Source organism: Brenneria sp. g21c3, assembly GCF_040240345.1.
In the GTDB taxonomy this organism is placed as follows: domain Bacteria; phylum Pseudomonadota; class Gammaproteobacteria; order Enterobacterales; family Enterobacteriaceae; genus Brenneria.
The window spans coordinates 389,006-411,137 of the sequence record NZ_JBEIAB010000002.1; the positions used below are offsets into that span (position 1 = coordinate 389,006).

The 22,132-nt window shown below is 54.9% G+C and carries 18 protein-coding genes, 1 pseudogene and 1 CRISPR repeat array (1 of these 20 only partly in view); of the genes and pseudogenes, 7 read left to right on the plus strand and 12 right to left on the minus strand.

Features of this window, described 5'->3' with window-relative positions:
• A CRISPR array of direct repeats spans positions 1–853; the repeat unit is 28 nt; unit sequence GTTCACTGCCGTACAGGCAGCTTAGAAA; it begins 858 nt to the left of the window's first position.
• Between the two features lie 123 nt (positions 854–976).
• The 6 genes from edd to ABRZ28_RS04430 form a co-directional block, all read right to left on the minus strand.
• Positions 977–2,791: a phosphogluconate dehydratase gene (gene edd / locus ABRZ28_RS04405; protein ID WP_330519587.1), complete on the minus strand. Its 1,815-nt coding sequence runs from the start codon at positions 2,789–2,791 to the stop codon at positions 977–979.
• Between the two features lie 90 nt (positions 2,792–2,881).
• Positions 2,882–4,222, minus strand: coding sequence for a gluconate transporter (gene gntU / locus ABRZ28_RS04410; protein ID WP_319604573.1), 1,341 nt, complete (start codon positions 4,220–4,222; stop codon positions 2,882–2,884).
• Positions 4,222–4,761, minus strand: a complete 540-nt coding sequence (gene gntK, locus ABRZ28_RS04415) for a gluconokinase (RefSeq protein ID WP_330519588.1) — start codon at positions 4,759–4,761, stop codon at positions 4,222–4,224. The genes gntU and gntK overlap by 1 nt, the downstream gene beginning before the upstream one ends.
• Before the next feature lie 466 nt (positions 4,762–5,227).
• Positions 5,228–6,421 (minus strand): amino acid aminotransferase, encoded by a 1,194-nt coding sequence (locus tag ABRZ28_RS04420; protein WP_319604440.1) that lies wholly within the window; start codon positions 6,419–6,421, stop codon positions 5,228–5,230.
• Between the two features lie 63 nt (positions 6,422–6,484).
• Entirely contained in the window at positions 6,485–7,099 is a 615-nt protein-coding gene (locus tag ABRZ28_RS04425) for a YitT family protein (protein WP_239782192.1), read from the minus strand.
• 253 nt (positions 7,100–7,352) lie between these two features.
• Entirely contained in the window at positions 7,353–7,832 is a 480-nt protein-coding gene (locus ABRZ28_RS04430; protein ID WP_319604441.1) for an Lrp/AsnC family transcriptional regulator, read from the minus strand.
• A gap of 119 nt (positions 7,833–7,951) precedes the next feature.
• Between ABRZ28_RS04430 and ABRZ28_RS04435 the strand changes: the two are divergent.
• Both ABRZ28_RS04435 and ABRZ28_RS04440 read left to right on the plus strand, forming a co-directional pair.
• Positions 7,952–8,050 (plus strand): annotated as a pseudogene (locus ABRZ28_RS04435) (hypothetical protein); the annotation flags it as partial.
• A gap of 50 nt (positions 8,051–8,100) precedes the next feature.
• On the plus strand, positions 8,101–8,865 hold the full coding sequence (locus ABRZ28_RS04440) for a transporter substrate-binding domain-containing protein (RefSeq protein ID WP_319604442.1): 765 nt from the start codon (positions 8,101–8,103) through the stop codon (positions 8,863–8,865).
• Between the two features lie 45 nt (positions 8,866–8,910).
• Here ABRZ28_RS04440 and alr read toward each other — a convergent pair whose 3' ends face one another.
• Together alr and dnaB are read right to left on the minus strand one after the other, a co-directional pair.
• Positions 8,911–9,990, minus strand: coding sequence for an alanine racemase (gene alr / locus ABRZ28_RS04445; protein WP_330519589.1), 1,080 nt, complete (start codon positions 9,988–9,990; stop codon positions 8,911–8,913).
• A gap of 93 nt (positions 9,991–10,083) precedes the next feature.
• Positions 10,084–11,490: a replicative DNA helicase gene (gene dnaB / locus ABRZ28_RS04450; RefSeq protein WP_319604444.1), complete on the minus strand. Its 1,407-nt coding sequence runs from the start codon at positions 11,488–11,490 to the stop codon at positions 10,084–10,086.
• Positions 11,491–11,594: 104 nt separating this feature from the next.
• Here dnaB and ABRZ28_RS04455 point away from each other — a divergent pair, with 104 nt between their 5' ends.
• Complete coding sequence (locus tag ABRZ28_RS04455) at positions 11,595–12,584, plus strand: quinone oxidoreductase (protein WP_330519590.1); 990 nt, start codon at positions 11,595–11,597, stop codon at positions 12,582–12,584.
• A 593-nt stretch (positions 12,585–13,177) separates the two neighbouring features.
• Positions 13,178–13,432: a hypothetical protein gene (locus ABRZ28_RS04460; RefSeq protein WP_330519591.1), complete on the plus strand. Its 255-nt coding sequence runs from the start codon at positions 13,178–13,180 to the stop codon at positions 13,430–13,432.
• Here the strand turns inward: ABRZ28_RS04460 and pspG are convergent.
• The 3 genes from pspG to ABRZ28_RS04475 all read right to left on the minus strand — a co-directional run bounded on the left by pspG (position 13,388) and on the right by ABRZ28_RS04475 (position 15,913).
• A complete protein-coding gene (gene pspG / locus ABRZ28_RS04465; RefSeq protein ID WP_319604447.1) occupies positions 13,388–13,609 on the minus strand; it encodes an envelope stress response protein PspG in 222 nt (73 codons plus the stop codon). The genes ABRZ28_RS04460 and pspG overlap by 45 nt on opposite strands.
• Positions 13,610–13,806: 197 nt before the next feature.
• A complete protein-coding gene (gene dusA, locus ABRZ28_RS04470; protein ID WP_330519592.1) occupies positions 13,807–14,835 on the minus strand; it encodes a tRNA dihydrouridine(20/20a) synthase DusA in 1,029 nt (342 codons plus the stop codon).
• Between the two features lie 154 nt (positions 14,836–14,989).
• Positions 14,990–15,913 (minus strand): LysR family transcriptional regulator, encoded by a 924-nt coding sequence (locus ABRZ28_RS04475; protein WP_330519593.1) that lies wholly within the window; start codon positions 15,911–15,913, stop codon positions 14,990–14,992.
• A gap of 123 nt (positions 15,914–16,036) precedes the next feature.
• On the opposite strand from ABRZ28_RS04475, the gene lysA reads away from it, so the two are divergent.
• Positions 16,037–17,299: a diaminopimelate decarboxylase gene (gene lysA, locus ABRZ28_RS04480; RefSeq protein WP_330519594.1), complete on the plus strand. Its 1,263-nt coding sequence runs from the start codon at positions 16,037–16,039 to the stop codon at positions 17,297–17,299.
• 850 nt (positions 17,300–18,149) lie between these two features.
• Here lysA and ABRZ28_RS04485 read toward each other — a convergent pair.
• On the minus strand, positions 18,150–18,455 hold the full coding sequence (locus tag ABRZ28_RS04485) for a hypothetical protein (RefSeq protein WP_330519595.1): 306 nt from the start codon (positions 18,453–18,455) through the stop codon (positions 18,150–18,152).
• Positions 18,456–19,257: 802 nt separating this feature from the next.
• Between ABRZ28_RS04485 and licT the strand changes: the two genes are divergently transcribed.
• Positions 19,258–20,103, plus strand: a complete 846-nt coding sequence (licT, locus tag ABRZ28_RS04490; RefSeq protein ID WP_319604451.1) for a BglG family transcription antiterminator LicT — start codon at positions 19,258–19,260, stop codon at positions 20,101–20,103.
• Positions 20,104–20,216: 113 nt separating this feature from the next.
• Positions 20,217–22,130 carry a beta-glucoside-specific PTS transporter subunit IIABC gene (locus ABRZ28_RS04495; protein WP_330519597.1) on the plus strand — a complete coding sequence of 638 codons (1,914 nt, stop codon included), beginning with the start codon at positions 20,217–20,219 and terminating at the stop codon, positions 22,128–22,130.
• Positions 22,131–22,132 lie beyond the last annotated feature (2 nt).

Sequence of the window (22,132 nt, forward strand, 5' to 3'; positions counted from 1 at the left end):
GCAGCTTAGAAAATTTATCCGGGATAATTGGAAGATCATCTTCGCGTTCACTGCCGTACAGGCAGCTTAGAAAAGGAACAAATGGCGATTTCCCGCTGACCGGCAGTTCACTGCCGTACAGGCAGCTTAGAAAAGGATGCCGTTAAACACCTCATCAAGCTGATGGTTCACTGCCGTACAGGCAGCTTAGAAAGGAGCCGGACTTATTCAGCCTCACTGAAGAAGGTTCACTGCCGTACAGGCAGCTTAGAAATGTTCTGACGATCCGCTGTTTTTGTTTGAGAAGTTCACTGCCGTACAGGCAGCTTAGAAAATCAAAAATCCAGCGCTTTATCTCGTTACATGGTTCACTGCCGTACAGGCAGCTTAGAAATTCACGCACTTGGCGCCGATAAACGTGACTGAGTTCACTGCCGTACAGGCAGCTTAGAAATATGCAATCCGCAAATCAACCCCTGTTTGCCAGTTCACTGCCGTACAGGCAGCTTAGAAATCGTCCATACCGTCAACGGCAGGGGTATTCGTGTTCACTGCCGTACAGGCAGCTTAGAAAGGGTGCTTGTTGATTTGCCACGATTGGGTATTGTTCACTGCCGTACAGGCAGCTTAGAAACATGTCTCGCTTTGTGTCAGCAGTGAATCCCTGTTCACTGCCGTACAGGCAGCTTAGAAAAGTACATCACCGGCATGCGGCACATCATGGACGTTCACTGCCGTACAGGCAGCTTAGAAATACTGTCACGCGACGGCACAAGTTGGGAGTTAGCTCACTGCCGTACAGGCAGCTTAGAAAAGATGATAATGGGCGGGTGTCTTTATCACGAAGTTCACTGCCGCACAGGCAGCTCAGAAATCGTCAATCAGTACGCTCAATTTATCGGTCTGGTTCACTGCCGGCAGCAGGCTTTGCCAGTTGGTTGGCTATCCGCATAGGGCAGCGGTCGCGTATCAGACGAAACCGCTGCCGGCGATGATATTAATCGAAGCGGATACAGGTTGCGCCCTGTTCGGCGCCCGATAGCTGTTCGCGCAAGGCGCCGAACAGTTCCCGGCCGCAGCCGATATGCTGTTCGGAGAGATCCGGTTGCTCAATCTCGCGGGCCGCCAGCTCCGTATCGTCAATCAGTACGCTTAATTCACCGGTCTGGCCGTTGACGCGAACGATATCGCCGTCGCGCAGTTTGGCCAGCACGCCGCCGTTGTAGGCTTCCGGCGTGACGTGGATGGCAGACGGCACTTTGCCCGACGCGCCGGACAGACGGCCATCGGTCACCAGCGCCACTTTATAACCGCGATCCAGCAGCACGCCCAGCGGCGGCATCAATTTATGCAGCTCCGGCATGCCGTTGGCGCACGGCCCCTGATAGCGCACGACGATCACGCAATCCCGATCCAGCTTCCCGGCTTCAAATGCCGGGCTGACATCGTGCTGGCTGTGAAAAATGACGGCCGGCGCTTCGATGATTTGATTTTCCACCGGCACCGCCGAGGTTTTCATTACCGCGCGTCCCAGATTACCCGTCAGCACTTTCGTGCCGCCGTGGTGAGCAAAGGGTTTTTCGAAACTGGCGATCACGCTCTCATCCAGCGATGCTTGCGGTCCTTCCCGCCAGGCCAGTTTGCCGTTATCCAACCAGGGTTCGTGCGTATAGCGGCTCAGGCCAAAGCCGGCGACGGTATTAACGTCTTCATGCAGCAATCCGCCTTTCAGCAGTTCGCGAATCAAAATCGCCACGCCGCCAGCGGCCTGGAAATAGTTAATATCAGCGGGACCGTTAGGATAGATGCGGCACAGCTGCGGCACGACATCCGACAGTTCGGAGAAATCATCCCAGTTAATGATGATGCCGGCCGCACGCGCCATGGCGACCAGGTGCATGGTGTGGTTGGTGGAGCCGCCGGTGGCCAACAGCGCCACGATGCCGTTCACCACGACCTTCTCGTCGACCAGTTTGCCGATCGGCATGAAGTTGTCCGCGTTTTGCGTCAGGCGGGTAATCTGGCTGCCGGCCGCATCCGTCAGGGCATCGCGCAGCGCGGTGCCGGGCGGGACGAAAGACGCGCCCGGCAAGTGCAGGCCCATCACTTCCACCACCATCTGATTCGAGTTGGCGGTGCCGTAAAACGTACAGGTTCCGGCGCTATGATAGGAGGCGGATTCCGACTCCAGCAGAGCCTGACGATCCAGCTTGCCTTCCGCAAACAGTTGACGGATACGCACCTTTTCTTTATTCGGCAAGCCGCTCGGCATCGGGCCGGCGGGAACAAAAATCGCCGGCAGGTGGCCAAACGACAGCGCGGCCATCACCAGGCCGGGAACGATTTTATCGCAAATCCCCAGATACAGCGCGCCGTCGAACATATTGTGCGACAGCCCCACCGCGGCCGACATGGCAATCACATCGCGGCTCATCAGCGACAGTTCCATGCCGTCTTGTCCCTGGGTCACGCCATCGCACATCGCCGGCACGCCCGCCGCGACTTGTCCGACGGCGCCAACCCGATGCAGCGCCTGTTTCAGGCGTTCCGGGTAGGTTTCATAAGGCTGGTGAGCGGACAACATATCGTTATACGACGTAACGATCGCAATATCGTTACGCAACATATTCATTAATGCGGCTTTATCATCAGGCTGACATGCGGCGAAGCCGTGCGCCAGATTGCCGCAAGCCAACTGGGAACGATGCACGGTCTTGCTACAGGCCGCATCAATACGTTCAAGGTAGCGACCGCGTGTTTTGCGCGAGCGTTCAATAATACGCTGCGTAATACGAGATACGATGGGATTCATAATATACATTCCTTACACGACACACGCCGCACAACATTAAGTATTTTTATTTTTAAATCATACAATTAACAGATTTAATAACATCAACGTTTACAGCAGAGTGAAGGCGATCATGCCGACGAGCGCACCGGTGGTACCCAGGATGGTCTCCATTAGCGTCCACGTCTTTAACGTCTGGATTTCGGTTGCGCCAGTCAGTTTGCCGAACAGCCAGAAGCCGGCATCATTCACATGGCTCAGCACAATCGCGCCGCCGCCGATGCAAACCGCCAACGCGGCTATCTGCGCGTTGCTGAAGGATAAAACCTCCACCACCGGCATAATCAGCCCCACGGTGGTCAGGCAGGCGACGGTTGCCGACCCCTGAATAATGCGAATCGCCGCCGCCAGCACGAAGCAAGCCACGGGAATGGGCAAGCCGGTATCGATCAGCGCGCTACCTAATGCCGGCCCCACGCCGGAATCGACCAGAACCTGTTTGAAAACGCCGCCGGCCCCCGTCACCAGCAGGATAATACCGGCTGGTTGCAACGCGGCGGAGCAGATATCCATCACCCGCGCTTTGCTCATCCCCTGACGGCGGGCAAGCCCATAGATCGCCAGCAAACAGGCCAGTAAGATGGAAATAAACGGGTGACCAATCAGCTCCATCCAGTCGTAAAGCGTGGAACCTTGCTCCACGAACAGCGTGCCAATGGTTTTCATACCTACCAGCACCAGCGGAAACAGCACCAACGCGACGCTAAAACCAAATGACGGCATCACGTTACTGTCCAGTTCCGGCTCGCCTGTTTCACTCTGCGGGATAGGGATCGTAACATATCGACTAATGAAACTGCCAAACAGCGGTCCAGCCACCAGCATGCCGGGGATGGCGGCGGCAAGGCCGATAGCGATCATCCAGCCGAAATCCACATGCATCTGCGAAGCCAGCAGCATCGGCGTCGGGCCTGGAAGTAAAAACGCGGCGGCGGCGGCGACCCCGGCGAACAGCGGGATCAGCAACTTGACCAGGTTGCCGTCGGTACGCCGGGCGACGGCGAACACCATACCGATCAGCAACATAATGGCCACTTCAAAAAATAGCGGCAGCGCGCAGATTAAACCGACAACCCCGAGAGCCAGATTGGCCCGGCTTTCACCAAACCAGTCGACCATCCGTCTGGCGATTTGATCGAGCGCTCCGGTCTCATGCAGAATACGGCCGAACATGGAGCCCAGCGCCACCACCACGGCGAGAAAGCCGAGCGTACCGCCCATGCCTTTCTCCATCGTGGCGGCAATCTCCGTCAGCGGCATACCGGAAAGCACTCCTGTGCCGACGGAAACCAACAGCAGGGCGACAAAGGCATGCATCCGCGCTTTCATCACCAGAAACAGCAACAGCAATACCGAACCCACCGCCGTTAACACTAATGTCAGCGTAGCCATCATTCCTTATCCCTAACCTGCTGAATGATTTGCACTGCATCAGCCACGACGCCGTCCAGAGCCTGGTTGATATCAACGGCATACACGTCCGTTTCCTGCTCGTTCGGTTCCTGTAGCGTCTCAAATTGGGAAACCAGCATCTGAGGTTTGAAAAAGTGGCCTTTACGGGCTTTCAGACGTTGTTCAATCACCGCGAAATCGCCTTTCAGATAGATAAACGAGACGTGTTGATTGCCTTCGCGCAGTTTATCGCGATAGTCCTGTTTCAGCGCCGAGCAGACCAGCAGGGAGAGCGGATTGGTGCGCTGCATCGCGAAAATGGCGTCGTTTAACGCCCGCAGCCAGGGAGCGCGGTCGAGATCGTCAAGGGAGTGACCGGAAGCCATTTTGCTGATATTGGCGCGCGGGTGCAGAAAATCGCCATCAAGGCAGGCGGCGCCCAACTGGGCGGCAATGGTGCTGGCGACGGCAGATTTACCGCTGCCGGATACGCCCATCAAAATAAAAACGTGGTGGGCTTTTTTTTGTTCAGTGCTCATTGATTAATACACGCCAGCTTACGCCCGGCTCTCCTGTCAGATGGGTCAGAACGAACATTGTTACCGGTAACAATGTTCGTTCTGAACAAGGAAAAAGGCAATGAAATTGATTAATCCCACATAAAAACTGTGACGAAATTCAAATAATGGCTTTTTCAGCAGATACCGTTCGTTATCCGCCAGGCGGGATAGGCAGTGGCGGTTTTGCGCAAAACGGCGGGAAAGTCGTGAATGTAATATCTTATTAATGTGTTGATATAAATAATAATATTATTTATTCGTTGAGGCGCGGCGGCGATAAAAAGGCGAAAGCGGGTTTATTTTTACTCAAGGCGGGGTTCGGGGGGGAATTTTCAGGCTGCCATTGAAGCAAAACGTTCACTGCCGTACAGGCAGTGAACGTTTTACAGGATGACATGCTAAGCGTTGAACCCGCTGTAAAGTTCAGACGGCGCCTGACTGCGGTCTACTGAACGGCGGCGAAAGCAGCGGCGACGCGTTGGACGTTGCCGTGGTTCAGGCCGGCGATACACATGCGGCCGCTGGCTATCAGATAGACGCCGAACTCTTCGCGCAGACGGTCAACCTGCTCCGGGCTGAAGCCGGTATAGCTGAACATGCCGCGCTGGGTCAGCAGATAATCGAAGTTGCGGGTCGGCAGCGCCTCTTTCAGCGCGGCGACCAGCGTTTGACGCATTTCCAGAATACGCGTGCGCATCTCTTCCACTTCAGCGCGCCAGTCGGCACTCAGTTCCGCGTCATTGAGCACTTTCGATACCACCTGAGCGCCGAAATTCGGCGGCGAGGAGTAGTTGCGGCGCACGGTCGCTTTCAACTGACCCAGCACTCGCAGCGCGGTTTCGGCATCTTCGCAGACCACGGAAAGACCGCCCACGCGTTCACTGTACAGCGAGAAGATTTTTGAGAACGAGTTGGCGATTAAAGCCGGAATGCCCGCGCAGGCAACCGCGCGAATGGCGTAGGCGTCCTGCTCGATGCCGTCGCCAAAGCCCTGATAGGCGATATCCATAAACGGAATCAGTTCACGGCCGATCAGCACTTCGATAATGCGATCCCACTGTTCATTGGTCAGGTCGGAACCGGTTGGGTTATGACAGCAGGGATGCAGCAGAACGATGCTTTGCGCCGGCAACTGTTGCAGTGCGGACAGCATGGCGTCGAATTTCACGCCCAGGCTGTCGGCGTCGAAATAGGGGTAGCTATGCACCTTGAAACCGGCGCCGGAGAAAATCGCGATATGGTTTTCCCAGGTCGGATCGCTGACCCATACCTCTGAATTCGGGAAGTAGCGTTTCAGAAAGTCGGCGCCGACTTTCAGCGCGCCCGAACCGCCCAGCGTCTGAATAGTCGCAATGCGATTGGCGGTCAGCGCCGGATGTTTGGCGTCAAACAGCAGGTGTTGAATCGCCGTGCGGTATGACTGCAAACCTTCCATCGGCAAATAGGAACTGGCATTTTTGGGCTGTTGCTCCAGATAGTCTTCGGCGGCGCTGACGGCACGGAGCTGGGGGATGATATTCTGTTCGTTGTAGTACAGACCAATGCTCAAATTCACCTTGTCCGCGCGCGGATCCTGTTTGAATTTTTCCATCAGTGACAGAATCGGATCACCGGCATAGGCATCAACTTTTTGAAACACAGCGTAACTCTCCTGGAAAGGGTCTATGGGTATCGGGTAAGACGACGGCCCTGGTTCGGGCCGTCAAACCGCGTAGCGGCCGGGGCGATGATTCATCGCAATAATCAGGTTCAGAATGGTCGCGCCCAGTATCGAAGCAATCAGCATAGGTATGCTTACCACGAACAGGGAAGCCAGTACAATCACAATATCCACGCCCATTTGCAATTTTCCCGCGCGGATCCCGTATCTGTCCTGAAGATAGAGCGCCAGGATGTTCACGCCGCCCAGACTGGCCTTGTGGCGGAACAGAACAATGAATCCCAATCCCATAATGACGCTGCCGAAGAGCGTGGCGTAGAACGGGTTCAGCTTGTCCATATGGATAAACAGCGGGTGGAGGTCGGAAAACAGGGAAACCAGCGCCACGGCGCAAAATGTTTTAATGGTGAATTTCCAGCCCATACGGCGGATAGCCAGATAATAGAACGGCAAATTCAGCAGAAAAAACGCCGTCCCGAAAGAGATGTGCGTCAGGTAATGCAGCAGAAAGGCCATGCCGGCGGTTCCGCCGGTCAACGCTCCGGATTGACGTAACAGAACAACGCCGAAAGAGACCATCAGCGTACCAATCAGGATGGCCAGGACATCTTCCAACAGGGAATGCGACAAGTTTTCTGTAGTAATAACGTTATCCATGATGGCGGCTCAATAGGTAGTCAATGGTTAAAAGGTCGATAAACGCAGAGATATTAAGCAAAAATGACACCATATAATACGTTATTGGGACGACGGGAAGCAGAAATAAGAGTAACTTATTGAATTATAAAAAAGAAAAATATGCACAATAGTTGCGTTTTTCAATCTGTTTTCGCTTGTGTCGTGCATTTTATGTTGTTTTGTGCGTGAATTACCCAGTGCGTTGCACCGGCGGGAGGCGCGACGCCCCATGTTAGGGCAATGGGGGCGGTTCAGGCGTCATCAGGCCGTTTTCTTTAATACGATTAAGCACCACCGAGGTTTTCAGGTGCGCCACGCTCTTGTTTTGCGACAGAATCCGGCTGATTAACGCGCTCAGCCCAGGCAGATCCGCCACCGCGACTTTCAACAGGTAGTCGGCATCGCCGGTGGTTTTATAGGCATCGATAATGGCGTCGACTTCCCCCAGCATCCGATGGAAACTTTCAACATAGTCGGCGGTATGGTTAATCAGCCGCACTTCGATCAATCCCAGACACTCCAGGCCAACCGCGTTGGGGGAAAGGCGGGCGTGATAGCCAAGAATCAACTGAGCCTGCTCCAGCGCGATACGGCGGCGGGAGCACTGGGAGGCGGAAAGCCCGACCAGATCGCTAAGCTCCTGATTGGTCAGCCGCGCGTTGGACTGTAATAACGTCAGGATTTTCAGATCAAAGTCATCAATGTGGTACATGGTTCTCCCCAAACGGCGCCGGATAATCAAGAACACAGACTAACAGCTTTTTATCCCGTGTTGTCTATCGTCATCGGCGATGAACGATAGCATGACCGAAAAAACCTGCGCCATTTTACCCGGAAGACCGCATTCCACGCGCGACCAATCAGATGATTTACCGTATTCTGCGGTTTTATGTCGGCGCGCTGGCGGTGCGGCTATCGCTTTATCCGTGGTCGATTGCCGATTATTTCATCTGTCTTATTCTATGTTGCGGGGAAACGCGATGATCAAATGGAGTCCACTTGTACTGTTGTTAATGGCCGGGGCCGCAAGCGCGCAGTCTCATCTGGATAAGGTCTTGGCGCGGGGAGAGTTGAAGGTTTGCACCACCGGCGACTATAAGCCTTATTCCTATCTGCGCGACGATGGCCGCTACGAGGGGATTGATATCTCAATGGCCGAATCGCTGGCGCAAAGCCTGGGCGTAAAGGTGAATTGGGTGAAAACCACCTGGAAGACGCTGCTGCCGGATTTACAGGCGGGTAAATGCGATATCGCGATGGGCGGCATCTCCGTGACGCTGGCGCGGCAAAAGGCGGCGTTCTTCACTACCACGCTGGATGTGGATGGCAAAATCCCGCTGGCGCGTTGTGAAAATAAAGACAAATACCAGACTATTGAGCAGCTTAATCAGCCGTCTGTACGTTTGATCGAACCGGCGGGCGGCACCAATGAGGCCTTCGCGCATCAATATCTGCCGCAGGCGACGCTGATATTGCAAGACAACGTGACCATCTTCCAACAACTGGTGGATAAAAAAGCGGATGTGATGGTGACGGAAGCCTCGGAAGCATTGTTTCAGCAGAAACATTACCCGGCGCTGTGCGCGATTAACCCGGATAAGCCGTTACAGTACGGAGAGAAAGCCTATATGCTGCCGCGCGATGACATTACCTGGAAGCAGTATGTCGACCAGTGGCTGCACCTGAGCAAGGCGACCGGCGAGTACCACAAAATTGTCGGCGAGTGGCTGGCGGTCAGTCCGTAGTTAACCTGCAAAAACGGGCCACTGCGATGGCCCGTTTTTTGTCCGTCACTCGTCGATATATTCCAGCCGGGTGCGCTGGGTGAGTCGGGTGATTAATTCATAAGCGCTAATACCGGTATGCGCGGCGATTTTTTCAACCGGCAACACGTCGCCCCAAATAATCACCGGGTCGCCGACCTTATCCTGGGCATCCGGCCCCAGATCGACCGTAATCATATCCATCGACACGCGTCCGGCCAGCGGCGCTTCCCGACCGTTTATCCACACCGGCGTGCCGGCGGGCGCGCTGCGCGGGTAGCCGTCGCCGTAGCCGATCGCCACGACGCCCAGTTTGGTATCGCGTTCGCTGGTCCAGATGCTGCCGTAGCCGACGGGTTGCCCCGCCCGATGTTCACGCACGGCGATCAGGTGCGAGGTAAAGGTCATCGCCGGCCGTAAACCAAAATCGGCGGCGTTTTGGCTCTCCGTCGGCGAAACGCCGTACAGGACGATGCCCGGGCGAATCTGATCGCGGTGCGCCTGCGGCCACAGCAAAATGCCGCCCGATGCCGCGATAGACTGGGCGCCGGGCTTACCCTGCGTGAATGCATCGAAGCAGGCGAGCTGGCGCTCGGTGGTGTCGACCTGGGGCTCGTCCGCGCGGCAAAAATGGCTCATAACGTTCACCGGTTGCACCACATTGCGGCATTGGGTCAGGCGCTGATAGAAGGCTTCGGCGTGTTCCGGCAATACGCCGAGGCGATGCATGCCGGTGTCGAGCTTCATCCAGACGCGGATGGGCTGCGGCAGATCGGCTTCTTCCAGCGCGGCGAGTTGCTCCACGCTGTGAACGGTGGTTTCCAGATGATGTTGCGCCGCCAGCGCGAGCTCGTCGGCGGAGAAAAAACCTTCCAGCAGCAGGATAGGTTTGCTGATGCCGGCCGCGCGCAGTTGCAGCGCTTCAGAGAGCCGGGCGACGCCGTAACAGTCGGCGTGACAAAAGGTGTGAGCAGCTTCAATGAGTCCGTGGCCGTACGCATTCGCTTTCACAACTGCGACCAGACGGCATTGTGGGGCCAGCTCGCGGATCCGTTGCAAATTATGACGCAAAGCGCGGCGATTAATGACGGCGGTTGCCGTTTTCATTCTATGTCCTTAGCGCATATTCCCTGCATCCGCCGGGTAGCCGGGCTATTGTCCGCCGGCGGCTGGCGGTTTACAGGGATCTATCATCGTGCATTATTCATCGTCGTATTGTGGTCCGGCGTAATTATCAAAGCGCGACCACTGCCCGTTAAAGGTCAGCCGCACGGTACCGATAGGACCGTTACGCTGTTTGCCTAAAATAATTTCAGCTATGCCTTTCATGTCGCTGTTTTCATGATAAACCTCATCACGGTAGATAAACATAATCAGGTCGGCATCCTGTTCGATGGAACCGGATTCGCGCAGGTCGGAGTTAACCGGCCGTTTATCCGCGCGCTGCTCCAGACTACGGTTAAGCTGGGACAGCGCGACGACAGGGACTTGCAATTCTTTTGCCAATGCTTTGAGCGAGCGGGAAATTTCGGCGATTTCCAGCGTACGGTTATCGGACAGGGCCGGTACGCGCATCAATTGCAGGTAGTCGATCATGATCAGGCTCAGGCCGTCATGCTCGCGAAATACCCGGCGGGCGCGGGAGCGCACTTCGGTTGGCGTCAGGCCGGAGGAGTCATCGATGTACATATTGCGTTTTTCCAGCAGGATCCCCATGGTGCTGGAAATGCGCGCCCAGTCCTCGTCATCCAACTGGCCGGTACGAATACGGGTCTGATCCACGCGCGACAGCGACGCCAGCATACGCATCATGATCTGATTGCCGGGCATTTCCAGGCTGAAGATCAGCACCGGTTTATCCTGCATCATGGCGGCGTTTTCGCACAGGTTCATGGCGAAAGTGGTTTTCCCCATGGAAGGACGCGCCGCCACAATGATCAGATCCGATTTCTGTAGCCCGGCGGTTTTCTTATCCAGATCCTGATAGCCGGTCGATACCCCGGTCACGCCGTCATGCGGCTTTTGGTAGAGCTGTTCGATACGCGAAACGGTATCTTCCAGAATACGATCGATGCTTTTCGGCCCTTCGTCTTTGCTGGCGCGATTTTCGGCGATCTGGAAAACGCGGGATTCCGCCAGATCGAGCAGATCTTCGCTGCTGCGCCCCTGGGGATCGTAACCGGCGTCGGCGATTTCGTTGGCGACGGAGATCATTTCGCGCACCACGGCGCGCTCGCGCACGATATCGGCATAGGCGCCGATATTGGCCGCGCTGGGGGTGTTTTTGGCCAGTTCGGCCAGATAGGCAAAACCGCCCGCCGAGTCCAGCGAGCCTTGTTGCTCAAGCGATTCGGACAGGGTAATCAGGTCGATCGGCCGGCTCATTTCCAGCAGGCGCTGCATTTCGGTGAAAATCAGACGGTGGGCGCGATTATAGAAATCGTTGGCGACGACGCGCTCGGCGACGTTATCCCAACGTTCATTATCGAGCATCAGGCCACCCAATACCGATTGCTCCGCTTCCAGCGAGTGCGGGGGAAGTTTCAAACCTTCCATTTGGCGATCGCGGGGTTCTTTCGATTTATTGGTTGGTCTTTTTTCTGCCATGAAACGAGTTCTTTACCAGTTGATTTGCCATTGGTGAAGGAGGCATTGTATATCTGAAAGCGACGAATAACACACTTCTAATACACACTATGGCAGGAGGCGACATGGCTAAACGCGTTCAGTTCAGAGCTTACGGCGGCCCGGAAGTTCTGCAATATGTTGATTTCACGCCCGCCGATCCCGCGGCGGGCGAGGTTCAGGTAGAAAACCGCGCTATCGGCATCAATTTCATCGACACCTATGTCCGCAGCGGCTTGTATCCGGTTCCCGATCTGCCCGCCGGGCTGGGTACGGAAGCGGCCGGGGTGGTGACGAAAGTCGGCCCCGGCGTGCGGCATCTGCAAGTCGGCGACCGGGTGGTTTACGCGCAGTCGGCGCTGGGGGCCTACAGCGAGCTGCATAACGTGGCGGAAGACAAAGCGGCGCTGTTGCCGGACGGCATCAGCTTTGAGCAGGCGGCGGCATCGTTTCTGAAAGGGCTGACGGTTTACTACCTGTTCCATCAGACTTATGCGCTGAAACCGAATGAAGTCTTTTTATTCCATGCCGCGTCGGGCGGCGTCGGGCTGATTGCCAGCCAGTGGGCGAAAGCGCTGGGCGCGAAACTGATCGGCACCGTCGGGTCCGAGGAAAAGGCGCAGCGGGCGAAACAGGCCGGCGCCTGGGCAACGATTAACTATCGCACGGAAAATATCGCCGAGCGCGTGGCCGATTTGACCGGCGGCGAAAAAGTCGCAGTGGTGTATGATTCGGTAGGGAAAGAGACCTGGGAACCCTCGCTGGACAGCCTGCGCCATCGCGGATTAATGGTCAGCTTCGGCAACGCATCCGGGCCGGTGACCGGGGTGAATCTGGGGATCCTGAATAAGAAAGGTTCGCTGTACGTTACTCGTCCGTCGCTAAACGGGTATATCACCAATCGCGCCGAACTGGAGCAGGCCAGCAATGCGCTGTTCTCTTTGCTGGCCAGCGGCGCCATCAAGGTGGATGTGCCGGACAGTCAGAAATTTGCGCTGGCGGACGCCGAATCCGCGCACCGGGCGTTGGAAAGTCGCGTCACGCAGGGGTCAAGCCTGCTGATCCCCAGTCTGTAATGGCTGGTGCGTCGTAAGGGGGAGGGGCTAACGTGCTCCCTCCCCTGTGACTGTCTCTTATACACAAATCCTGAGGCTCATGCCGGATTTTGCTGTTATCCGGCGTAAAAAATTATGCAGCGGTGGACTCGACCGCCGAGTGAGCCGCATGGATGCGGCGAAAGCCAGTGCCGCGTCGGACAAAAACGTCGGGAGCGTTTTTGAACAGCGCTTGCGCTGGCCCGGTAGGGCGAGTCTCAGGGATGAGACGAGTATTCCGTCACTGGCGGCTCGAATAGCGGTCAAGAACACCGATGGCACCGCGCAGCGGCATAATTTAGCCGCAAGCCCGGGTTCATAGGGGGCTGGCGCTTGGGCCCCCTATGTCGGGCGCGTGCTACGACGTAGCATGGAAATGGCGGCATTGTGGCGCACGAAACTGCCTCTGAGTCCGCATAAAAATGTGACTAAGAGACAACCCCTGTGAAGGGGAGGGTTGGGTTGGGGTGAATTATCGCGTAGATTGGTCAGCAAAAAGCCTCCTTACGGAGGCCTTTGCGGTAACGCTAATTTCATCAAGCTGTATGTAGGGTACAGCGGGAAGCCGTCATGGTGTGGCGTTAATTATTTTCCTGACGGTGATGAAATCTGTTTGTTTTGCTGCGTTTAATCGCCTGTTCCGAGCGCCACGTCATCATTTTGCCAGGCAGGCGACAAATTGTGGCGACATCCTAGCAGCCCGGATCGGGAAAAAATATCTGCTGGCGCACAATTTTGCATTTTGCCCGGCAACTTTCGATCCCGCGCCGATTCCCGACGTACAGTCAGCGATAATAGCGGACTGGTTTTTGCTGGAAATGCCGCCATAGCCAAACGGCCGCTATCGCCAGCAACAGCCAGGGCAGCACTTTTATCGCCATCACGAACAGCCCGCCGATCAGCATGAAAATGGCCGCGATAAACAGCGCGGCAAGGACGCCTAACAATGACACGCCGGTCACCATTAGCATGATAAAAAAGCCGATAACGAAGAAAACTTCCAGCATGGTGTGCTCCTGTGTTCGCTGAACCTGTTTTATGGCGCGACATTGGCAATCCGCGGGCAGTGCCGAACGGTTGCCAGACTTAGCGGTATCATTACAAGAAGCGTGCCAGTTTTCATCGCTGATAACCTGTTGATTTATCAACGATGAAAAAAAAAGGAGACGGCGATGTTCGTCAAAAAGACTAACTATTGGTTTTTTTAAGCCGGGGCGTGTCTGACCAGCGACAGCGCTTGCTCGACCACGCGGCTGTCCGCGCCGGGTTTATGCGCATTTTCGCTCAGATAGCGACGCCACTGGCGCGCGCCCGGCACGCCCTGAAACAGGCCGAGCATATGACGGGTGATATGACCGAGCGAGGCGCCCGCCGACAATTCGCGCTCGATATAGGAATACATCGCCTCCACCACGGCGGCGATATCCGGGGCTGGGGTCTGCGCACCGAATAGCGTCCGATCGACCTGCGCCAGAATACCGGGGTTCTGGTAGGCTTCGCGCCCCATCATCACGCCGTCCAGATGTCGCAGGTGGGTTTTGGCCTCTTCCAGCGTTTTGACGCCGCCGTTAATGGCGATGGTCAGCGCGGGAAAATCGCGTTTCAGTTGATAGACGCGCGGATAATCCAACGGCGGAATTTCGCGGTTTTCTTTCGGACTCAGTCCGGACAGCCAGGCTTTGCGCGCGTGAACAATAAAGGTGTCGCAACCGCCGCGTTCGGCGACGGTGTGGATAAAGTCGCACAGGAATTCATAGCTGTCGTGCTCATCGATGCCGATGCGGGTTTTCACCGTCACCGGGATAGCGACCCGATCTTTCATCGCCTTGATGCAATCGGCCACCAGCGGGGCTTCCGCCATCAGGCAGGCGCCGAATCGACCGTTCTGCACCCGATCGGAGGGGCAACCGACATTCAGATTCACCTCGTCATAGCCGCGCTGTTCCGCCAGTCGCGCGCATTGCGCCAGGGCTTCGGGATCGCTGCCGCCGAGTTGCAATGCCAGCGGATGCTCTTCCTCGCTGTAGGCCAGATAATCCCCTTTACCGTGAATAATGGCGCCGGTGGTGACCATTTCGGTATACAGCAGGGCGTTGCGGGTCAGCTGGCGCAGAAAATAGCGGCAATGACGATCCGTCCAGTCGAGCATCGGCGCGACGGAGAAGCGGGCCAGGGGAAAAGCCGGGCTTGGTTTATCGTTATGGTGGACGGCAGGCTGGATATGTTGTGGCATGAATATTATCGGGTCTGTGATTACGTCAGTTCCCCGCTACGGGAAAATGGGATGAAAGCGGATAGCGGTAATATATCACAGAAGCGTTTTTTGCTACAGGCGGCGGGCGCGGGATGAACAAACAACGTGATTGTTCGGCCCGTCATAACCCCGGCTAAAGCCGCAACGCCTGCCGCAAGCGCTCAGGCACGCTTTGCGCGTACTGTTGCAGCTCGGCGATAAAGGTCTCCACCAGCGCCGAGGCCGGGCGGTGCAGCGGACGAATCAGGCTGACGGTAAAAGGCACATCGATACTGAAAGGACGCACCACGACGCCGGAAGCCGCGTAGTCCAGCGCGGTCAGCGGATTAACGATCGAAAGGCCCACGCCGGCGCGCACCATCGCGCACACCGACGCCGCGCTGTGGGTTTCCAGCACCATTTGACGAGCGACGCCTTCCTCCTGAAACAACTTATCCAACAATTGACGATAGCTATCGGCGCTCGACAGGCTGATAAAAGGTTGCGCGGCGAAATCGGCCGGGGTGAGCACCCTTTTAGCCGCCAGAGGATGGCGGGCGGGCAGCACGCAGACTTCATTGAGCATCATCAGGGTCTGACGTTCCGTACCCGCCGGCGTGGCGCTATTTTCCGTTAGTCCCAGATCGTGGCGCTGGGCGGAGAGCCACTCCTCCAGCAGCGGCGACTCCTGCGGAATAATATGCAGGTTGAGCGACGGATAACGGGTCAGCAGCGGTTTACAGACTTCAGGCAGCAGCGACTGCGAGAATACCGGCAGGCAGGCAACGGAAAGCTGGGCCTGCTGAAAACGGCGGATATCGTCGGCGGCGTTGATAATCCTGTCCAATCCGTAATAGGAGCGCTGCACTTCTTCAAACAGCTGCAAGCCCTGAGCGGTGGGATAAAGCCGTCCGCGCAGGCGTTCAAACAGCGTCATCTGAACCAGTTTTTCAAAGCGCGCCAGTTCGCGGCTGACCGTCGGCTGCGAAGTGTTCAGCAGCGCGGCGGCCTCCGTCAGATTGCCGGTGGTCATTACCGCATGGAAAATTTCAATATGTCGCAGCGATACCGCAGCCATGGCGCACCTGTTGGTTAAATTTCCATATCAAAAATGAATAGAGTGTCGATATATTGATATTTTATTACCAAATCCCTCGCCGGCATACTGCCATCATCACTTAATTATGTATTGGGTAACCCGATGCCGCACGATTTGAATGACAACACCCACGCGCTGAATGCGCAAAACCTGCGCGAACTGCCCGCCCGTTTCGGCTGTCCGGTCTGGGCGTATGACGCGCAAACCATCATCGACAACATCGCCAAACTGCGCCGGTTCGATACCATCCGTTTTGCGCAGAAGTCCTGCTCCAATACCCATATTCTGCGCCTGATGCATCAACAGGGCGTCAAAGTGGATTCGGTATCGCTGGGGGAAATCGAGCGCGCGCTGGCCGCCGGGTTTGAGCCGGGAACCGACGATCATCAAATCGTGTTTACCGCCGATCTGTTGGATCGGCCAACGCTACTGCGGGTGACGGAACTGAATATTCCGGTTAACGCCGGATCGGTGGATATGCTGACGCAACTTGGCGAACACGCGCCGGGGCATCCGGTGTGGCTGCGCGTCAATCCGGGGTTTGGTCACGGTCACAGCCAGAAAACCAATACCGGCGGCGAAAACAGCAAACACGGCATCTGGTACGGCGACTTGCCGCAGGCGCTGGCGCAAATCCAGCGTTATCGCTTGAAACTGGTGGGCATTCATATGCATATCGGTTCCGGCGTGGATTATGAGCATCTGGCGCAGGTCTGCGAGGCGATGGTGCAACAGGTGATTACGCTGGGCCATGATATAGAGGCGATCTCGGCCGGCGGCGGCTTATCGATTCCTTACCGCGACGATGAGGAAGCCATCAACACCGAGCACTACTATGGTTTGTGGAATCAGGCGCGTGAAAGGATCGCGGCCCATCTGGGGCATCCGGTGACGCTGGAAATCGAGCCGGGACGTTTCCTGGTGGCGGAAGCCGGCGTGCTGGTGGCGGAAGTGCGGGCGGTGAAGGAGATGGGCAGCCGCCACTTCGTGCTGGTGGACGCCGGTTTCAACGATCTGATGCGTCCGGCGATGTACGGCAGCTATCACCATATTTCGCTGCTGCCGGGCGATAACCGCGATATCAGCAAGACGCCGCTGCGCGACAGCGTGGTCGCCGGGCCGCTGTGCGAATCAGGCGATGTCTTTACCCAACAGGCGGGCGGCGGGGTGGAAACCATCGCGCTGCCGGATGCGCAAGTGGGCGACTATCTGGTGTTCCACGACACCGGCGCTTATGGCGCGTCCATGTCGTCGAATTACAATAGCCGTCCGCTGTTGCCGGAGGTGTTGTTCGAACAAGGCCGGCCGCGGTTGATCCGCCGCCGTCAGACGCTGGAAGAGCTGCTGGCGCTGGAACAGGTTTAACCGCTATCGCGGCGAACCGGCGCAATGTTCACCGGTTTGCCGCGATGATGATCCCCCCGAAAGATCGGGGATCATCATCCCTCATGATGCTTTCCGTATGGCATGAACAATCTTCTTAATGATGAAAACAAAGACCAACGCCACCGCACCGTTAACGGCTAAGGCCGTTATCAGCAACGCGAAATCGTAATCATTGCCAGTACATTGAATGGATGATGCCCGGCACGTCCGATCAAGGGACATAAGAATGCTATCGGCCACGTTTAACAAGATCCGGCTTCTGACCAAACAGATGGTGATAACGATAAACAGAAGCGGATAGAAGATTTTTTTACCTGACATAGCATGGCCCCGTCACCGAACCTTTTACCGCCACCGTTCCATACGCCATCAGGTTAGTGCCATTAATCTTGCGCTTTTGTACCCTGAATAAGGAATGACGAAATGACGTGAATTCGGTACTACGGAAGAGGGTGACACAGCCCATGATGTACCTGAGCCATCCGGCTTTAGCGGATGAATCCTGAAGTTTGAGCGTTGGACACCGCTGATAAAGGTAGATCGTCAATGTTTCCATCATCCTTGTATAGAGCAAACCTGTGCGGTGATCGTTTCCCGTTGCAAAATCGTTTGCTCATGTCAGCAAACGGGAATTCCACGGCCCTTCGGGACGAGAGACAATCCAGTATCGACCATTAGGAATAGCTGAGTGGTCTATGAACGAACATTCCGCACGGTTGGTAAACGGCATGTCGCCACTGAAAACTTCAAAAGCGCCGATGCCTGGGCATTGTAGATTAAAGCTTCTTCCTGTCGGTTGAAATCTGGTCGAAATCGAGTAAGCAATCGATCATGATTCCCTTTCCTTGCGGTATTCATCTAATTGCAAACAGGATATCACTCTTTCAGTCCGGTTTTGTCCCAGACATGCACTGTTATAGTCATTTTTCTGCGCTGCCGCCGTGCGATTAAGTATTTGTGCGGCACTGAGATCGTCGGCCTCACAGGTAAAGGTAATTTGGTAATTATAAGGCTGGCTTAATTGTTCCTGTGCGGAGAAATGCAATACGGACAGTGGGACGGTCGTGTTTTCCAGTTTGAGATGATAGCGTGCATGCGAGCTGAGGTCTTTATTAAAGTGATTAGTAATATCCATCTTCGCCCTTCTCATAGCGATGAAGCCAATAAAATGCGAGCCATGGTAATGAGGAAAAAATAATATGTCATTAGCTAAACAGTTAACTTTTTTTTATTAAATGGCGTGTTATGCACTGAAGGATTCTTGCGGTGATCGCGTTATGGCGCGTATGGCGGTGATGATGGAAAACAGGAGAGCGCGATATTGGCGACGCACTGGAATGGCCGGATTTTTCAGTGCGCTTATGCCATCAAACGTTGCAATAAATATCGGTAACACCCTTTTATTACATGCCGCCTAAAAAATTTACAGTTGGTTGCATTTGGAGCAGAACTCTTTCGATTCTGCGCTGGTTTCTTTCGTCCGCCCTCTTTAGAGTATCAAGTCCCAGAGGTATTGATTGGTGATATATCAATGTGCTCTGTACATTGAAGCATTTGATTACACCAACCTACGCGGATGCGTAGGTTTTTTTTGCCTGCGATTTTATCTTTTGCGTTAGCGCGGCTTAAGCTATTTCTCTGTTTATTGTGCGGAAGGTTTTCATCGGCCGTTTTACGGAGCGTCGGCGGCGTTAATTTTCATCGTCGGGTAAAACATTACTTACATCACAAATGGAAAATAAACCTGTTTTCCCTATTGCCATGCAATTGACCGTTTAATTAGCTGGTGCTAATTTCTTCCCATGCATAAGGCTTGTTACCGTTCGGCGGGCAAAACTTAAGTGCAGAAATCTGGCGTATGTATTACATCTTGTCTTACATCCAGCCTGGTTCTGTATTTTAGTTTTGCCCGTTTTTCTTTATAGGGGACAAGGGTGATGAAGATAAAGCAGATCCTGAATAATAATGTTGTCAGCGTTTTAGACACTCAGGGTCAAGAGCTGATCTTAACCGGTTGCGGGCTGGGTTTTAATTCCAGGAACGGCCAGCAGGTGGATGAATCACGCATTGAAAAAATATTTCACTTACAGGACAACGCCATCTCCGCGCGTTTTAAAGATCTGGTTGATGAGGTGTCGCTGGACGTATTGCAGCTCACCGACGATATTGTCGAGATGGCAAAAGCGCAGTTGCAGCAAAAACTGAGTGAAGGTATTTATGTCACGTTGTCCGACCATCTGAATTTTGCGCTGCAATGTCAGCTAAACGGCGTCACGATCCAGAATCCGTTGCAATGGGAGGTGCGTCATTTTTATAAAGAAGAGTACGCGGTGGCGGAAAAAGCGCTGGAGTTAGTCTTTGAAAAACTGCATGTGGTATTGCCGGAATCCGAGGCATGTAGTATTGCGCTGCATATTGTTAATGCCGAATTGAACGACAATATCGGCAATATGAAACAGATTACCCAGTTGATTTATCAGGTGCAGAATATCGTTAAATATTATTTTCGCATTTCTCTGGATGAGTCTGGTTCGAATTATCACCGTTTTATTACCCATGTTAAATTTTTTGCCCAGCGGGTGATTGAAGGCACCACGTTGGAGAATGACGATGGCGACTTATTTAATATGGTGCAACAGCGTTATCAAAAAACATTGGGTTGCGTTGAGTATATCAACGCATTTATTAGTAAAAATTATCAACACAACATGAGTAATTCGGAGAAACTGTATCTGACTATCCATATCGATAATATGATCCACTGTTTACATCATTCCAAATAGGCTTGTTACTGTTAAATCAGGCAAACCCCAGAGGAAACAAAGCGTCGCGGTGAATAATGACCGTGCGGTTGTTGAGGAAATCTTGCGATTTCTTTCTGGAAAGAGGAATAACCATGAATTACCAGGATACGGCAAAACAGATCGCTGCATTGGTCGGCGGAGAAAAAAATATTCAGCACGTTTTCCATTGTATTACCCGTTTACGTTTTCATCTACAGGATATGGCTCTGGCCGATAAAGCCGCGCTGCAACAGCTTGATGGCGTGATAGGCATTAATGTGGCCGGCGATCAGTTTCAGGTCATTATCGGCAATGAGGTCGCGGATGTTTATCGCACCCTTATGCAATGCTATCCCGCGTTATCTCAGAAAGCGGATAACCCGCAGGCGGGGGGAAAACGCAATCTGATTTCCACCATGTTGGAGTCGTTATCCAGCATATTTTCACCGATTATTCCGGCGATTGCCGGCGCCGGTATTCTGAAAGGGGTGTTGTCGCTGTTTATCGCGCTACAGTGGATATCGCCGACCAACCAAACCTATTTGATCCTCTCCGCCATCAGCGACGGCGTGTTCTTTTTCATCCCGCTGGTGTTGGCGTTCAGCGCGGCCAATAAACTGGGTTGCAACCCTTATGTCGCGGTGGCGCTGGCCGCCACCCTGTTTCATCCCACGTTGCTGAAGCTGTTTTCGCAGGGCGATGCGATTTCATTTATCGGGCTGCCGGTGTCGCCGGTGTCCTATGCGTCGTCGGTGATCCCGATTCTGCTGGCGGTATGGCTGATGTCATATGTCGAGCGCGCCATCGACCGCGTGATGCCGGGTATGCTTAAGACGATGTTTGTCCCGCTGTTTACGCTGCTGATCGTCGCGCCGATCATGCTGATAGCGATTGGCCCGCTGGGGATTTTCGCCGGTAACTACCTCTCGTCAGGGGTGGTCTGGCTGGTGGAGAACATGGGGCTGCTCGCCGGGCTGATTCTGGGCGGCACGCTTTCCCTGATTATCATCACCGGCATGCACTATGTGCTGATCCCCATCGTGATCAACAACATCAGCAGGATGGGGTTCGATCCGTTGAAAATCATCTTCTATGTCGCCAATCTGGGGCAGGCCGGGGCCGCCTTCGGCGTGTTCCTGCGTTCGCGCAATAAGAAGGTGAAATCCCTGGCGTTATCCACCAGCCTTACGGCGGCGATGGGCATTACCGAACCGGCGATGTACGGCATCAACATCCGCTTCAAACGCCCGTTTGCCGCCGCGTTAATCGGCGGCGCCTGCGGCGGGGCCTTCGCCATGTTCTTCGGCGTAAAAACCTATGCCTTTGCGTTGAGCGGCTTGCCCGGTCTGCCCGCGCTGGTCGGCCCCACCTTTCTGTATGCCCTGGCCAGTCTGGTCATTTCCTTTAGCGTGGCGGCGGTCGTCACCTGCCTGTTGGGATTCGACGATCCGGTCGAACAACAGGCGCAGCCGATCAATGCCGAGGTTGGGTCGGTATCGACCGGCAGACCGGTGCTGGCGGGGCAAACCGTCGGCAGTGTCAAACCGGCGCCGCTCGGCCAGCGAGAAGAGCAACTCTTTGCTCCCATCGACGGGCGCATGATGTCGCTCGTCCAGTTGAGCGATCCCATTTTCGCCGACGAGATGTTCGGCAAAGGCATTGCGGTTTATCCCACCAACGGCGAACTGGTGTCGCCGATCAACGGGCGGGTGGAGTCGGTGTTTGCAACCCGCCACGCCCTGGCGCTGAAAAGCGATACCGGCGCGGAAATATTGATTCATATCGGCATTGATACCGTCAAACTCGGCGGGCGTCACTTCGCCTGCCATGTTCAGCCGGGGCAGGTGGTGGAAGTCGGCGATCCGCTGGTGAGCTTCGATCTGCCGGCGCTGCTGGCGGAACAAATCGATCCCAGCGTGATTGTGGTCGTCACCAACACCGAATGTTACGGCGCGGTCAGCTCATTGATCGAGGGCGACGTCCATTCACGCCAGGCGTTTCTGAAACTGACCGCGCTCGCGGCATAAGG

Bases quoted from the DNA above. Each gene is read 5' to 3' on its own strand.
- ABRZ28_RS04495 (WP_330519597.1), top strand. From the start codon at position 20,217: ATGAATTACCAGGATACGGCAAAACAGATCGCTGCATTGGTCGGCGGA.
- licT (WP_319604451.1), top strand. From the start codon at position 19,258: ATGAAGATAAAGCAGATCCTGAATAATAATGTTGTCAGCGTTTTAGAC.
- ABRZ28_RS04425 (WP_239782192.1), bottom strand. From the start codon at position 7,099: ATGGATAACGTTATTACTACAGAAAACTTGTCGCATTCCCTGTTGGAA.
- gntK (WP_330519588.1), bottom strand. From the start codon at position 4,761: ATGAGCACTGAACAAAAAAAAGCCCACCACGTTTTTATTTTGATGGGC.
- gntU (WP_319604573.1), bottom strand. From the start codon at position 4,222: ATGGCTACGCTGACATTAGTGTTAACGGCGGTGGGTTCGGTATTGCTG.
- ABRZ28_RS04430 (WP_319604441.1), bottom strand. From the start codon at position 7,832: ATGTACCACATTGATGACTTTGATCTGAAAATCCTGACGTTATTACAG.
- edd (WP_330519587.1), bottom strand. From the start codon at position 2,791: ATGAATCCCATCGTATCTCGTATTACGCAGCGTATTATTGAACGCTCG.
- alr (WP_330519589.1), bottom strand. From the start codon at position 9,990: ATGAAAACGGCAACCGCCGTCATTAATCGCCGCGCTTTGCGTCATAAT.
- dusA (WP_330519592.1), bottom strand. From the start codon at position 14,835: ATGCCACAACATATCCAGCCTGCCGTCCACCATAACGATAAACCAAGC.
- ABRZ28_RS04475 (WP_330519593.1), bottom strand. From the start codon at position 15,913: ATGGCTGCGGTATCGCTGCGACATATTGAAATTTTCCATGCGGTAATG.
- lysA (WP_330519594.1), top strand. From the start codon at position 16,037: ATGCCGCACGATTTGAATGACAACACCCACGCGCTGAATGCGCAAAAC.
- ABRZ28_RS04485 (WP_330519595.1), bottom strand. From the start codon at position 18,455: ATGGATATTACTAATCACTTTAATAAAGACCTCAGCTCGCATGCACGC.
- ABRZ28_RS04455 (WP_330519590.1), top strand. From the start codon at position 11,595: ATGGCTAAACGCGTTCAGTTCAGAGCTTACGGCGGCCCGGAAGTTCTG.
- pspG (WP_319604447.1), bottom strand. From the start codon at position 13,609: ATGCTGGAAGTTTTCTTCGTTATCGGCTTTTTTATCATGCTAATGGTG.
- dnaB (WP_319604444.1), bottom strand. From the start codon at position 11,490: ATGGCAGAAAAAAGACCAACCAATAAATCGAAAGAACCCCGCGATCGC.
- ABRZ28_RS04440 (WP_319604442.1), top strand. From the start codon at position 8,101: ATGATCAAATGGAGTCCACTTGTACTGTTGTTAATGGCCGGGGCCGCA.